The following is a 15277-nucleotide window of genomic DNA, read 5'->3' on the forward strand; positions in this document are numbered from 1 at the left end:
AAAAGGAGGAAACCATAGAATGAATATCGTTGAACAAGTCAAAGAGCGCTTGAAAGAAGAAATTAAACAAGCTGTGGTAAAAGCGGGTTTAGCGGGGGAAGAGCAAATCCCGGAAGTAATGTTGGAACTGCCGAAAGAAAAAGCGCATGGTGATTACTCTACAAACATGGCGATGCAGCTTGCGCGTGTAGCGAAAAAAGCTCCGCGTATGATTGCAGAGGAGCTTATAGCCAATTTTGATAAAACGAAGGCATCGATCGAGAAAGTGGAAATTGCCGGACCGGGTTTTATCAATTTTTATATGGACAATTCATACTTAACGGACTTAATTCCAACCATTTTAAAAGCAGGCGAAGCTTACGGTGAAACAAACGTAGGGCAAGGGCAAAAAGTTCAAGTCGAGTTTGTATCGGCTAACCCGACAGGAGATCTTCATTTAGGACATGCCCGTGGTGCGGCAGTAGGGGATTCTTTATGCAACATTTTAGATAAAGCGGGCTATGATGTATCACGCGAATATTATATTAACGATGCAGGTAACCAAATTAACAATCTGGCTTTATCTGTGGAAGCCCGTTATATGCAGGCTCTTGGAAAAGAGGTGGCAATGCCGGCTGACGGTTATCATGGGGAAGACATCATCCAAATCGGTAAAAAGCTTGCCGAAGAATATGGTGATAAGTACCTTCAGGCAGATGAAGCAGAACGTTTGGCATTCTTCCGTGAATACGGATTAAAATATGAATTAGCGAAACTTCAACGTGATTTAGAAGAATTCCGCGTAAAATTTGATGTATGGTATTCGGAAACATCTCTTTACCAAAATGGTAAAATCGAAGAGGCGCTCGCTGCGTTAAAAGAGAATGGCCACATTTACGAAGAAGAGGGCGCAACGTGGTTCCGTTCGACTACTTTCGGTGATGATAAAGACCGTGTATTAATCAAAAATGATGGATCTTATACATATTTAACGCCGGATATTGCGTACCATCAGGACAAAATCAAACGCGGCTTTAACAAGCTCATTAACATTTGGGGGGCTGACCATCACGGGTATATCCCGCGTATGAAAGCGGCTATTGAAGCTCTTGGATATGATCGCGATACATTGGAAGTCGAAATCATCCAAATGGTTCAGTTATACCAAAACGGTGAAAAGATGAAAATGAGCAAGCGTACAGGTAAAGCGGTAACGATGCGTGATTTAATTGAAGAAGTAGGCTTAGATGCAACCCGTTACTTCTTTGCAATGCGCAGCGGTGATACCCATCTTGATTTCGATTTAGATTTAGCGGTTTCTCAATCTAACGAAAATCCTGTTTATTATGCGCAATATGCACATGCTCGTATTTGCAGTATCCTGCGCCAGGGAGACGAGATGAATATTAAGCTTGATGAAAACATTAAGTTAGAGAACATTCAAGCGGAAAAAGAATTTGATTTACTGAAAAAGTTGGGGGAATTCCCGCAAGCGGTGGCGGAAGCTGCTCAAAAACGCATCCCGCACCGTATCACGAACTATGTATATGATTTGGCATCGGCGTTCCACAGCTTCTATAATGCTGAAAAAGTATTAGACAGTGAGAACATGGATAAAACGAAAGCCCGTCTTGCATTAGTAAAAGCTGTACAAGTAACTTTGCAAAATGCATTACGCCTAATAGGTGTTTCTGCACCAGAGAAAATGTAACGGTAAAGAAAAAATGACATGGGTAAAAAACACCCATGTCATTTTTCTTAACGCATAGACAGCGGCCACTGTCTATGCAAAAGTACTTTTTGGGTTATTTAAAGACGGCAGGGGAAAAGAATCATGAGAAAAAAAGATAGAAAATCCCAGTTTGCCTCCGGATGAGCGGCAAGAGGAACAATGGAAGAGGAAAAGCGGTAAAGGGGAATTTGTTGGGCGATATTATAGTGGACAGCACGTAAAGTTGTATATGTTAACGTTTTAGCAGGAGAGCATTCCCAAAGTGAAAGGGCATGTGAAACATATCCGAATCGAATTTTCATGTGTATCCTCCTCGTAGAAATTCTTCCCGCTCTAACTGTCAGGAAAACCCTCATGATCTATCCTACATTGACGGGCAGTAAGATCCCTGCTTCAAAACTTAGCGCAATCAGAGAAGTTTAAGTGCAGGATCACTGCCCGTAAAAGCCCGATAAGGTCAACTAACCATCAGTGGGGGAAAGAAAACCCCCGCTGATGGAAGTTTCCCTTATAAGAAATTTTCAATAAGTTTCGCTATCCCTTGCTTGCTGTAATCCAACAATGTGCGATGAACTAAGTCCCGCAGTTCAAGCTCTTCTGATTGTTGTACATCTCTCCAAAACGTTTGTTTCACTTTTTGAAGGAAGGCCTCATCGTAAATAAAACAGTTGATTTCTTCATTTATAAACAAGCTGCGTTTATCAAAGTTGGCGGTTCCAATATCACAAGCCCGATCATCGATGATGATGGCAATTTTCCGATGGTTTCTGCGGTTTAAGGTAAAGAATAAAAAAGGGAATTTAGGTTTATTGCAATACGCAAAATGGACTCCGCTTTTTTTTCAGCCGCTTGATTGTTCGACTTGGTATTTAAAAGCTCCCGGCCCAATCTAACAATAAGCGGACGGCGATCCCTTGTTTGGCCTTTTGTTCTAATTTCTCTAGAAATTCTTTACTGGTTCCATCAGATCTGACAGTATAGAAGAGAATGTGAATTTCGTGGCTGGCTTGTTCAATCTCATGAAATAAGTCTTTGTATAAAGCGGCTCCATTTGAAAAGAGAATGAGCTGTCCACGGCGCAAAGGATAAACGCGTTCTTGTAGCTGCTTTTTGCTGAGCCATTTGCCCAAGGTATAATCAAGAAGAAACAAAATAATGATAACGGCGACAATAAAAATGGCAACAGCCACAAAAACTCCTCCTTTGTATTAGTCTTTCTATTTTCACCTACTCACTTTCATATTATTTTCGAATTTTATTTTTGCAAAAACTATTGACTGAATGCTCATTCATAATTACAATATAAATAGTTTATAAAATCTGAAAAATTATAATTATTAAACAAACAGATGGTTATTTTGTTAAAGAGGGGAAATGAAAGGGGAGAAAATGGGATATGGAGAGTTTGCTTTGGATTAATGCTACTTTATTCATAATTGTAACCGCTTACGCCATCTCTCTGTTTGTGTATTTAGTCCGAACGCGTATCGCCTACATTAAACTTGGAAAGAAGGTTGAATTCGACCGAAAGTTTAAAGAGAGATTTGATAAAATTTGGGTCAACGTATTCGGGCAGAAAAAGCTATTAAAAGATAAAAAAAGCGGAATCATCCACGTCATGTTTTTCTATGGTTTTATTCTCGTCCAATTTGGAGCAATTGATTTTATCATAAAAGGGCTTGCTCCCGGCGCTCATTTACCGTTAGGACTGCTTTATCCAGCCTTTACATTCTTTCAGGAAATTGTCACACTTCTCATCTTAGTTGCTGTCATCTGGGCCTTTTACCGCCGCTACATCGAAAAACTTGTTCGCCTAAAGCGAGGGTTTAAATCAGGACTTGTTTTATTGTTTATCGGAGGACTGATGTTATCCGTTTTGTTTGGAAACGGGATGTCCATGGTGTGGCATCACCACGAACTTTCACCTTCAGAACCTATTGCTTCATCGATTGCTTTTGTTTTCAGCGGATTGAATGAAACCACGGCCATCGTGTTGTTTTATATCGCATGGTGGGTTCACCTGCTGTTCTTGCTCGCTTTCCTCGTATATGTACCGCAGTCTAAGCATGCCCATTTAATTGCAGGACCGGCTAATGTGTTTTTTAACCGTCTTTCCAATCCTGGAAAGCTAACGAAAATTGATTTTGAAGATGAAACCCAGGAAACGTTTGGCGTAGGGAAAATAGAAGACTTTTCCCAATATCAGCTCATTGATTTATATGCCTGTGTGGAGTGCGGGCGATGTACGAATATGTGTCCGGCAACCGGTACAGGGAAGATATTATCGCCAATGGATTTGATCTTGAAGCTGCGTGACCACCTGACAGATAAGGGTGCCGCGGTCACTTCAAAGGCTCCGTGGGTTCCGACCTTTGCCTTCTCCCATACGAGAGGGAATCAGCTGGCCGTCATGGCAGCGGGAAGTGGTATAACAGAGTCAGCTTCCGCCGTTGACTACAATCCGTCGCTGATCGGAGAGGTCATCACGGAAGAGGAAATCTGGGCTTGTACAACATGCCGCAACTGTGAAGATCAATGTCCGGTGATGAACGAGCATGTCGATAAAATTATTGATTTGCGCCGCTATCTCGTGTTGACAGAAGGAAAAATGGACGCAGAAGCCCAGCGTGCGATGACCAACATTGAGCGCCAGGGAAATCCATGGGGATTAAACCGAAAAGAACGGGAGAGCTGGCGAGAAGCACGTGAAGATGTCCATATCCCAACCGTCAAGGAATTAAGCAAAGAAGGAAAAGAGTTTGAGTATCTATTCTGGGTCGGTTCGATGGGCTCCTATGATAATCGCAGTCAAAAAATTGCCTTGTCATTCGCTAAACTTCTAAACGAAGCAGGCGTAGCCTTTGCCATTTTAGGAAACAGGGAAAAGAATTCCGGGGATACACCGCGCCGTCTTGGAAATGAGTTTTTATTCCAGGAGCTTGCAACGAAAAATATCGAAGAGTTCGAGAAAAACGGGGTCACGAAAATTGTGACGATCGATCCTCATGCTTATAACATTTTCAAGAACGAATACCCTGACTTCGGATTAAACGCAGAAGTCTACCATCATACGGAGCTACTGGCGAAGCTGGTGAAAGAAGGAAAGCTGAAACCGGTTCATGAAGTCAATGAGATGATTACGTTCCATGACTCTTGTTACTTAGGAAGATATAACGAAGTCTATGATCCGCCGAGGGAGATTTTGACATCCATTCCGGGTGTCAAGCTGGTCGAGATGGAACGGAATCGTGAAACGGGAATGTGCTGCGGTGCCGGCGGCGGATTGATGTGGATGGAAGAAACGGCGGGAAGCCGCATCAACGTAGCCAGAACAGAGCAGGCGTTAGCTGTCAGTCCAACCGTCATCAGTTCAGGATGTCCATACTGTTTAACGATGCTAAGCGACGGAACGAAGGCGAAAGAAGTGGATGAATCAGTCAACACCTACGATGTAGCTGAATTATTAGAGAAGGCTGTCTTCGGTCCAGAACAAAAGGAGCAACTTGTTCACTAATATATAAGTGGTTTTTTTGAAAATACTGTTATTTTATGAGAATTCGATAAACGCGCTTATAATGCGCGTTTATCTATGTCATGCAGCCGAGCGACTGCTCGTTCAATAAAGGGGAGGAAATGAAATGGGAAAAACAGTGATTTTAAGCGGAGTTCGTACACCATTTGGAAAGCTGGGGGGCATGCTCAGTTCTTTGACAGCGAGCCAACTTGGCGGAATTGTCGTGAAGGAAGCCATTCAAAGAGCCGATGTTCGTCCTGAAGAGATAGAAGAAGTGATTTTAGGCAATGTACTCCAGGGAGGACAGGGGCAAATTCCATCAAGACAAGCTGCCCATTATGCCGGCTTACCGTGGGATGTCAAAACAGAAACAATCAACAAGGTATGTGCATCAGGGCTACGCAGCGTCACATTAGCCGATCAAATCATTCGTGCGGGTGATGAAGAGTTGATAGTAGCTGGCGGAATGGAATCCATGAGCAATGCACCATATCTTCTTCCTAAGGCGCGTTGGGGGCTGCGAATGGGTGATGGGGCGGTCAAAGATCTAATGATTCATGATGGCCTTACATGCAGTTTTACAGGTGTGCAAATGGGAGTGTATGGAAGCCAAATTTCCAAAGAGATGCAAATATCAAGAGAAGAACAAGATGCCTGGGCACTTAGGAGTCATCAGGGTGCTATTGCAGCTCTAGAGGAACAAAAATGGTCAGAAGAGATTGTACCTGTGGAAGTGCCGCAGCGAAAAGGAGGGCCATTAATTGTATCCTGCGATGAAACTCCGAGAAGAGACACGTCAATTGAAAAGCTTTCTTCTTTAAAGCCTGTTTTTGATCAGACGGGTACGATTACAGCAGGCAATGCCCCTGGTGTCAACGATGGAGCGGCAGCACTTGTTCTAATGAGCGAAGATCGTGCAAAACGGGAGGGACGCAAACCGCTAGCAACGATTTTAGGGCATGCCTCTATTGCCATGGAGCCAAGAGATTTTCCGAAAACGCCTGGTTTGGTCATCAATGAATTGTTAAAGAAAACAGGAAAATCAATAGAAGAGATCGACTTATTTGAAATTAATGAGGCTTTTGCGGCTGTCGCTTTAATTAGCAGTAAGCTGGCCTCCATCGATAAAGAAAAAATGAATGTAAACGGGGGGGCTGTCGCGCTTGGCCATCCAATTGGAGCGAGCGGCGCTCGTATTCTTGTCACGCTCATCCATGAGCTGAAACGACGCGGCGGCGGTATCGGAATTGCTTCTATTTGCAGCGGCGGAGGTCAAGGCGACGCCATTATGGTGGAAGTTGACTAAACATAAGGGGGAGAAATGATGGAAGTTCAAACAATTATGGTTGTTGGCGCAGGTCAGATGGGTTCCGGCATCGCACAAGTTTGTGCGATGGCGGGATATGATGTAATTTTACATGATTTAAAAGAGGAGTTTATTGACCGAGGGATGAATATCATTCGAAAAAATTTGCAGCGGCAAATCCAGAAAGGTGTTTTAACGGAAGAATCGATTCAACAAATTTTAAATAGGATAGCAACGTCTACAGATCTGCAAAATGCTCAAAAAGTTGATCTTGTCATTGAAGCAGCAATGGAAAACATGGATGTAAAGACGACCCTTTTTTCTCAACTAGATAAAATTGCTCCAGATCATACGATTCTCGCGACAAATACCTCATCTTTGCCTATCACAGAAATCGCGGCTGCTACAAATCGGCCTGAGAAGATTATTGGGATGCATTTTATGAATCCGGTACCGGTTATGAAGTTAGTCGAGATCATCCGGGGATTGGCAACGGGAGATGAAGTGTATGCGGCCATCCACACCATTACAGAAAAACTAAATAAAATTCCGGTGGAAGTAAATGATTTTCCGGGATTTGTATCCAATCGTATTTTAATGCCGATGATTAACGAAGCTGTTTTCACCCTTTATGAAGGAGTCGCGACAAAAGAAGCTATTGATGAAGTGATGAAGCTTGGCATGAACCATCCGATGGGCCCGCTTACGCTTGCTGATTTTATAGGACTTGATACGTGTCTTTATATTATGGAGACGCTTCATGAAGGATTGGGAGAGGACAAATATCGTCCATGCCCGCTTTTGCGTAAATATGTAAAAGCAGGGTGGTTAGGAAGGAAAACGGGCCGCGGATTTTACGAGTATAAATAAGGAGGTTGCCTCATGACGATTCCCTTCACACAAGAACAGCAAATGCTTCAAAAGATGGTACGGGAATTTGCTAGAAATGAAATCGCTCCTTTTGTGGAACGGATGGAGAATGGAGAGTTTCCGCGTGACATTTTGAAGAAAATGGGAGAACCCGGTTTAATGGGAATTCCCGTTTCAGAGGAATACGGCGGAGCCGGATTGGATTTTATGTCGTACATCATAGCGATTCATGAAATCTCAAAAATCAGCGCTGCGGTGGGAGTTATTTTATCCGTTCATACATCTGTTGGAACAAATCCGATTATATACTTTGGCACAGAGGAACAAAAAAAGAAGTATGTGCCTAAGCTTGCATCAGGGCAATACTTGGGCGCATTTTGTTTAACGGAACCGAATGCCGGATCCGATGCAGCCAACTTAAAAACGAGAGCGGAACAGAAAGAAAATCACTACGTGCTGAACGGTTCAAAGGTATTTATTACAAACGGGGGAGAAGCAGATACGTATATCGTCTTTGCATCAACAGATCCGTCGAAGGGCCGTAAAGGGATTTCTGCTTTTATCGTAGAAAAGGGCACCCCTGGCTTTATCATCGGAAAAGATGAACATAAAATGGGGCTTAACGGCTCAAGGACAACCCAGATTAGCCTGGAAGACTGTCTTGTTCCAAAAGAAAATTTGCTTGGAACAGAAGGAGAAGGTTTTAAAATCGCGATGGCTAACTTGGATGCGGGACGTATTGGCATTGCAGCCCAGTCGCTTGGAATTGCTGAGGCTGCTTTGGAGGAGGCCGTCTCCTATGCCAAAACAAGAATTCAATTCGGCAAGCCTATTGCAGCCCAGCAGGGGATTGCTTTTAAACTCGCGGATATGGCGACAAGTGTCGAGGCGGCTAAACTACTAACCTATCAAGCAGCCTATTTACGCTCACAAAACATTCCTTGCCGCAAACAAGCTTCCATGGCCAAGTTGTTCGCTTCCAGTACAGCAATGAATGCGGCGACAGAAGCAATACAAGTTCTAGGCGGATATGGTTACACAAAAGACTATCCCGCAGAGCGTTATTTCCGCGATGCGAAGGTTTGTGAAATTTATGAAGGTACAAGTGAAATTCAACGCATTGTTATTAGTAAACAACTATAGGAATCCACATAAATCATTTGCCATGGATAAAAACCATCCACGGCAAATGACGAACCTTTGTAGCCTATTCAAGGAGAGAGAACAGAAAAGCTCGAATAGAAGAAGGCTCGATGACAAGAGTTGAAAAATTAAACTGGATATATACACGGGGGGATGGGAACGATGTATTTCAAGTTATCAGAAGAGCATGAAATGATTCGAACAATGGTACGGGATTTTGCTGAAAATGAAGTGGCGCCGACAGCAGCAGAACGTGATGAAAAAGAACGCTTTGACCGTGGAATCTTTGATAAGATGGCGGAACTTGGTTTGACTGGCATTCCATGGCCTGAAGAGTATGGCGGCACAGGCAGTGACTATTTGGCCTACTGTATTGCGGTAGAAGAGTTATCAAGAGTATGTGCTTCAACAGGGGTAACCTTATCTGCCCATACATCATTAGCGGGATGGCCGATTTATAAGTTTGGCACAGAAGAACAAAAGCAAAAGTATTTAAAGCCGATGGCCGAGGGGGAAAATATTGGCGCTTATGGTCTAACAGAGCCAGGTTCCGGATCCGATGCCGGGGGCATGAGAACAATGGCGAAGAAAGATGGAGACGATTACATTTTAAACGGCTCGAAAATTTTTATCACAAATGGTGGAGTAGCTGATTATTATGTGGTGTTTGCTTTAACAGATCCCGAGCAAAAACAAAGGGGAACGAGCGCTTTCATTATCGAAAAAGACATGGCAGGATTTTCAGTTGGGAAAAAAGAAAGTAAACTGGGTATTCGTTCATCGCCGACAACTGAAATTATTTTTGAAGATTGCCGTGTACCGAAAGAAAATCTATTAGGAAAAGAAGGGGACGGCTTTAAAATTGCCATGATGACGTTAGACGGCGGGCGTAACGGCATTGCAGCCCAAGCTGTGGGGATTGCCCAGGGAGCCCTCGATGCAGCAGTAGCTTATGCAAAAGAACGCCACCAATTCGGAAAGCCTTTAACAGCTCAGCAAGGAATTGCTTTTAAGCTTGCTGATATGGCAACAAGCATTGAAGCCGCACGTCTTCTAACCTATCAGGCAGCCTGGTTGGAATCCCAAGGCTTACCGTACGGAAAAGAATCAGCTATGTCCAAGTTATTTGCGGGGGACATTGCAATGAAAGTCACCACAGAAGCGGTCCAAATCTTTGGCGGATATGGTTACACAAAAGATTATCCAGTTGAGCGTTTCATGAGAGATGCGAAAATTACCCAAATCTATGAGGGGACACAAGAGATTCAACGCTTAGTTATTTCGAGATATGTAACGAAATAAATGATAGGGTGAGGGACATGACAAAAAAGCGCCAGGTACTCGCTTCTGTTAAGGATGAAAGGCTGATAGAAAAGCGCCGAGACCAAATGGTTAAGGGCGCTGTCAGCCTATTTAAGCAGAAGGGGTTTCACCGGACGACTACAAGAGAAATTGCAAAAGCGTCAGGCTTTAGTATTGGAACGTTATACGAGTATATTCAAACAAAAGAAGATGTGTTGTATCTCGTTTGTGATAGCATTTATGACCAAGTAAGCAATTACCTTGAACAGTCAATCGAAACAGAAGAGCCTACGATTGGGAGTTTAAAGAGGTTAATCCGGAATTTCTTTAAGGTTGTGGATGAGATGCAAGAAGAGATTCTTGTTATGTATCAAGAAGTTAAATCTTTGCCTAAAGATGCACTTCCATATGTATTGAATAAAGAGCTCGATATGGTGTCGATATTTGAACGGTTGATTGCAGATTGCGTAAGAAACGGCGAGTTGGACCTGACCCCTGAGGAAATACACTTATTGTCTCATCATATCTTTGTACAAGGACAAATGTGGGCGTTTCGCCGTTGGGCGTTGCATCGCTTTTATTCGCTTGAAGAGTATACTGACATGCAAATGAAATTCCTGTTATATAATTTAAGCGAGCAAAAATAAGTAAATCAGGGGGATGAAAATGGAACGTTATTCTTTAAAACATCCTGTTCGATTTGTGACAGCATCAAGTTTATTTGATGGGCATGATGCTTCCATCAATATTATGCGCCGCATTCTCCAGGCAAGCGGAGCGGAAGTGATCCATCTGGGTCACAATCGCTCGGTTGAAGAAATTGTAAACGCTGCCATACAAGAAGATGTACAGGGGATCGCTATCTCCTCCTATCAAGGAGGCCATATCGAGTATTTTAAGTATATGTACGACTTGTTAAAGGAAAAGGGGGCCTCCCATATCCGTGTTTACGGAGGAGGGGGCGGCGTGATTATTCCTAAAGAAATAGAAGAACTTCATGAATACGGAATCGCCCGAATTTTTTCTCCTGAGGATGGCAGAAAGCTGGGCCTTCAAGGAATGATTAATATGATGTTGGAGGAGTGCGATTTCTTAACAATACATGAGCCTGAAAGCGAAGTAGAAAAGCTAAGTCCTTCCAACCATCTATCTATCGCGAAGCTCATCAGCTTTGTCGAAAACACGGCCCATTATGAGGCGGAACATGCAGCGGCGCTGGCAGGAGTGAAAGAAAAGTTAAAATCCTCTTCGACGAAAACGCCGGTTATTGGTATTACAGGAACCGGTGGAGCGGGGAAAAGTTCATTAACCGATGAATTGCTGCGTCGCTTCTTGAATGAAGTCCCTCATCTTCATATTGCTGTCTTATCAGTAGATCCGACGAAACAGAAAACGGGCGGAGCGCTTCTTGGGGACCGCATTCGAATGAATACTGTTTCATCACAGCGTGTGTATATGCGCAGTTTGGCTACCAGAAAGTCAGGTTCTGAGTTGTCAGCGGCCATCAAAGATTCGATTTCGATTGTAAAAGCTGCCGGTTTTGACCTTGTCATTGTAGAAACAAGCGGAATCGGCCAGGCGGATGCCGAAATTAAAGATATTTGTGATGTATCGATTTACGTGATGACAAGTGAGTTCGGTGCGCCATCCCAGCTCGAGAAAATCGAGATGATGGATTATGCAGACTTTGTGGTCATCAACAAGTTTGAGAAAAAAGGTTCAGAGGATGCCAAGCGCCAAGTTCAAAGACAATATCAGCGCAACCATCTGTTGTTTGATCGAGAGCTGGACCAAATGCCGGTGTATGGGACCATTGCGAGTCAATTTAATGACCCGGGTACCAATACATTTTTTGTGAGTTTAGTAGAGTGTATCAATCAAAAGGCAAATGTCAATTGGCAAACAAGCCTGTCGGTCGTAAAAGATGTCGTACGACAAAATCCCATTATCCCTCCTGAACGTCAGCAATATTTAAGAGAAATTGCAGATGCCATTCGGATGTATCATCAACAGGTTGACGAGCAGGTTAAAACGGCTCGAAAGCTTTATCAAGTAGAAGGGGCATTACAAGTAATCCAGGAGTTGCAGCCGAGCCGGGAAGTCCGTGAAACCCTGGAAAAAGCGAAAGAAGAGGTCGAGAACCAACTGAGCAGTCAGTCGGTTCACCATTTACAAACATGGCCTCAATTAAAAGAGATGTACAGCAGTGAGCAGCTTGTCACAAAAGTAAGGGATAAAGAGATTGTGACGAAACTAAAGACAGTTACGTTGTCAGGTTTATCCATCCCGAAAGTCGTGCTTCCTTCATTCGAGGATTATGGAGAAATTCTTCGCTGGATTTACAAAGAAAATGTGCCTGGTTCTTTTCCTTATACTGCCGGGGTGTTTCCGTTTAAGCGAGAAGGGGAGGATCCAAAGCGCCAGTTTGCAGGGGAAGGGACACCGGAACGAACGAATCGCAGGTTTCATTATTTATCAAAAGATGATCAGGCGAAACGTCTCAGCACGGCATTCGATTCTGTTACATTGTATGGAGAGGATCCGGATTACCGCCCGGATATCTTTGGTAAAATTGGGGAGAGCGGCGTCAATGTTTGTACGCTCGATGATATGAAAAAACTGTATGAGGGCTTTGATTTATGCGATCCGTCTACATCTGTCTCCATGACGATTAACGGCCCGGCTCCTATCATTTTAGCAATGTTTATAAATACAGCCATTAGCCAGCAAGTCGAAAAAGAAGAGCAGCGGCTAGGCCGAGCGCTGACGGATGATGAATATGAGCAAGTGAAAGTGAAGGCACTGCGGACGGTGCGCGGCACGGTGCAAGCTGATATTCTGAAGGAAGACCAAGGCCAGAATACATGTATTTTCTCAACTGAGTTTGCTCTAAAAATGATGGGGGACATCCAGCAGTATTTCATTGAACAAGGAGTGAAAAATTATTATTCAGTTTCGATTTCCGGCTACCATATCGCCGAAGCGGGAGCGAATCCGATTTCCCAGCTTGCCTTTACATTAGCGAATGGCTTTACGTATGTGGAGTACTACTTAAGCAGGGGGATGAAAATCGATGATTTCGCACCTAATTTATCTTTTTTCTTCAGTAACGGCTTAGATCCAGAGTATACAGTGATTGGCCGTGTGGCACGCCGTATATGGGCGGTTGTGATGAGGGAGAAATACAAAGCGAATGAACGGAGCCAAAAGCTGAAATATCATGTACAGACTTCAGGACGTTCCCTTCATGCACAGGAAGTGGACTTTAATGATATTCGTACGACCTTGCAAGCTCTTATGGCGTTGCACGATAATTGTAATTCCCTGCATACAAATGCGTATGATGAAGCCATTACAACACCGACGGAAGAATCTGTTCGCCGTGCGATGGCGATCCAATTGATCATTACAAAAGAGCATGGTTTAACGAAAAATGAAAATCCTTTGCAAGGTTCCTTTATTATTGAAGAACTAACCGATTTAGTAGAAGAAGCCGTATTGCAGGAATTTGAGAGAATCAGTGACCGCGGCGGTGTGCTCGGAGCCATGGAAATGCAATATCAGCGAGGGAAGATCCAAGATGAGTCCATGTTATATGAAATGAAAAAACATTCCGGAGAACTGCCGATTATTGGGGTCAATACCTATTTGAATCCTAACCCTCCTGAGGCAGAAGCGATCAACAGCATGGAACTTGCAAGGGCTTCACGGGAGGAAAAGGAATATCAAATCAAGCAGCTCGAGCTCTTTAAGAAAAAGCATGAGAAAGAGGCTTCCCTTGCTATTCAAAGGCTAAAGGAAGCGGCCCGAAACAACGGAAATATTTTTGCCGAATTAATGGAAACAGTCAAAGCAGCGAGTTTAGGACAGATTACACAAGGGCTTTATGAGGTAGGCGGGCAATATCGACGTAATATGTAGGAGGCTATTATTAAGGGTGTCCCAATCGTGCAAAAAACGTACTTGGGACACCCTCCTGCAATGAAGCGTCATCAATAATCCAAGAAAATCAAGGATTTCGGTGACGGTTCATTGCAGAAAAATAGATTATGATTATCCTCTGAAGACGTTTGGGACGGCTCCGCGAAATTAGATGTAAATGTAGTTGTTCAGCATTTTATCGTTCGTTATTATAGGATTTAGAAAGTTTTTTTTTGAAAGATTTAACGGGGTACTAGCATAAATGCATTGAATTTGTTTATAATGAATGGTATGTATTTAAGAGCTTGTCAAATAGTGGATTTGTACAGGAGCCATATATTATCCTTATATAAGGCCGTTTTCCTGTCTTTTTAGGAAGAAAAGATGGACTGGCTTGGTGTCTTCTTTGCTTTCCATCAGGTTTATTTTTCAATTATTTATATGAATCCGACTTGATGTTTTAACAACTGTCACTGCGCTTTTTCCTATTTCACTATTTACGCCTTTTTGTTCTCTCGTTTTGAATGAGTTTACAAAGGTAAATCATTTGTCATGGATGGCTTTTATTCATGTCAAATGATTTATGAGGATTTATATATTGATAATATTTCATAGATAACATGTATACATAGAAAGGGTGTGCTGAATTTGAGTCTTGCACAATACTCAAAAGAGCAATTACAGGAGATGTCCATGCTTGAGCTGGCTTACCTTATCTTTTCTGGTAAATCAGAACGTTCTGCAGTTCCATTCAAAGAATTACTAGATGAAATCACATCTGTTTTAGATTTATCTGAAGATGAAGTGAAAGCAAGAATTGCGCAGTTTTATACAGACTTAAACATTGATGGACGCTTCATCTCGACTGGAGACAACCATTGGGGATTAAGAAGCTGGTACCCATACGATCAAATTGATGAGGAAGTACTTCCAGTAGCGAAACCGAAGAAGAAGAAAGCGAAGAAAGTAGTAGATGAAGACAGCGAGGACTTCGGTGAGCTGGAAGACGAAGACCTTGACTTCAACGATTTAGATGACTATGATGACGATGACGATATTGATGAAGAGTTAGAAGATGAAGACTTTGACAACGTAGACAGCGACGAATTCGATGATGACGTGATTGATGACGATGATTACGATTTGGACGATGAAGAGCTGGAAGATGACGAAGATTACGAAGATACTAGCGATGACGACGAAGAGCTATAATGAAGCTTGACTTTTTTTGTTGAACTATGTAGAATCTTTTTTGGGCTCTTTAAATAGGAACGCAATCTATATTGGATAGAAATTATATTATTGCTCCCATACCTCTTGTTGGTTTGGGAGCAATTTTTATTTTAGCTCCTTAAATAGCTTCGTTCATTTTGTGGAAGATTAACATTATATCCATACCATGTTGATAGGCATCGTTTCAATGAGGTAAATTTATGTGTTCTTACATAGATAACTATGTGTTTGCGATGTGAAATAAGATTGGCAAAAGTTTATGGGGCAACATGCATGA

The 15277-nt window shown here is 42.8% G+C and carries 11 protein-coding genes and 2 pseudogenes; 9 read left to right on the forward strand and 4 right to left on the reverse strand.

The window, feature by feature from the left end; translation table 11 throughout:
* Nucleotides 1–19: 19 nt before the first annotated feature.
* Nucleotides 20–1690 carry an arginine--tRNA ligase gene (argS, locus tag ACFOU2_RS23740; RefSeq protein ID WP_377918808.1) on the forward strand — a complete coding sequence of 557 codons (1671 nt, stop codon included), beginning with the start codon at nucleotides 20–22 and terminating at the stop codon, nucleotides 1688–1690.
* Nucleotides 1691–1818: 128 nt separating this feature from the next.
* Here the strand turns inward: argS and uvsE are convergent.
* The 4 genes and pseudogenes from uvsE to ACFOU2_RS23760 form a co-directional block, all read right to left on the reverse strand.
* Nucleotides 1819–2013, reverse strand: a pseudogene (gene uvsE / locus ACFOU2_RS23745) (UV DNA damage repair endonuclease UvsE); the annotation flags it as partial.
* A gap of 206 nt (nucleotides 2014–2219) precedes the next feature.
* Complete coding sequence (locus ACFOU2_RS23750) at nucleotides 2220–2345, reverse strand: hypothetical protein (protein ID WP_377918809.1); 126 nt, start codon at nucleotides 2343–2345, stop codon at nucleotides 2220–2222.
* A gap of 36 nt (nucleotides 2346–2381) precedes the next feature.
* Nucleotides 2382–2465, reverse strand: a pseudogene (locus ACFOU2_RS23755) (hypothetical protein); the annotation flags it as partial.
* Between the two features lie 115 nt (nucleotides 2466–2580).
* The gene (locus tag ACFOU2_RS23760; RefSeq protein ID WP_377918810.1) at nucleotides 2581–2901 is read right to left on the reverse strand and encodes a hypothetical protein; all 321 of its coding nucleotides are present in this window, start codon (nucleotides 2899–2901) and stop codon (nucleotides 2581–2583) included.
* A 206-nt stretch (nucleotides 2902–3107) separates the two neighbouring features.
* On the opposite strand from ACFOU2_RS23760, the gene ACFOU2_RS23765 reads away from it, so the two are divergent.
* From ACFOU2_RS23765 to rpoE, 8 genes are all read left to right on the forward strand, one after another.
* Nucleotides 3108–5225, forward strand: coding sequence for a heterodisulfide reductase-related iron-sulfur binding cluster (locus ACFOU2_RS23765; RefSeq protein WP_377918811.1), 2118 nt, complete (start codon nucleotides 3108–3110; stop codon nucleotides 5223–5225).
* A 124-nt stretch (nucleotides 5226–5349) separates the two neighbouring features.
* Nucleotides 5350–6531: an acetyl-CoA C-acetyltransferase gene (locus ACFOU2_RS23770; protein ID WP_377918812.1), complete on the forward strand. Its 1182-nt coding sequence runs from the start codon at nucleotides 5350–5352 to the stop codon at nucleotides 6529–6531.
* A gap of 18 nt (nucleotides 6532–6549) precedes the next feature.
* Nucleotides 6550–7401: a 3-hydroxybutyryl-CoA dehydrogenase gene (locus tag ACFOU2_RS23775; protein ID WP_377918813.1), complete on the forward strand. Its 852-nt coding sequence runs from the start codon at nucleotides 6550–6552 to the stop codon at nucleotides 7399–7401.
* Between the two features lie 12 nt (nucleotides 7402–7413).
* Nucleotides 7414–8544, forward strand: a complete 1131-nt coding sequence (locus ACFOU2_RS23780) for an acyl-CoA dehydrogenase (protein ID WP_377918814.1) — start codon at nucleotides 7414–7416, stop codon at nucleotides 8542–8544.
* A 162-nt stretch (nucleotides 8545–8706) separates the two neighbouring features.
* Nucleotides 8707–9846, forward strand: coding sequence for an acyl-CoA dehydrogenase (locus ACFOU2_RS23785; RefSeq protein ID WP_377918815.1), 1140 nt, complete (start codon nucleotides 8707–8709; stop codon nucleotides 9844–9846).
* 17 nt (nucleotides 9847–9863) lie between these two features.
* Entirely contained in the window at nucleotides 9864–10493 is a 630-nt protein-coding gene (locus tag ACFOU2_RS23790) for a TetR/AcrR family transcriptional regulator (RefSeq protein WP_377918816.1), read from the forward strand.
* A gap of 19 nt (nucleotides 10494–10512) precedes the next feature.
* On the forward strand, nucleotides 10513–13767 hold the full coding sequence (gene icmF / locus ACFOU2_RS23795; protein ID WP_377918817.1) for a fused isobutyryl-CoA mutase/GTPase IcmF: 3255 nt from the start codon (nucleotides 10513–10515) through the stop codon (nucleotides 13765–13767).
* Nucleotides 13768–14406: 639 nt separating this feature from the next.
* Nucleotides 14407–14979: a DNA-directed RNA polymerase subunit delta gene (gene rpoE, locus ACFOU2_RS23800; protein WP_377918818.1), complete on the forward strand. Its 573-nt coding sequence runs from the start codon at nucleotides 14407–14409 to the stop codon at nucleotides 14977–14979.
* Nucleotides 14980–15277: the final 298 nt, after the last annotated feature.

It is taken from the genome of Bacillus songklensis (assembly GCF_042649685.1).
GTDB lineage: Bacteria > Bacillota > Bacilli > Bacillales > Bacillaceae_H > Bacillus_BA > Bacillus_BA songklensis.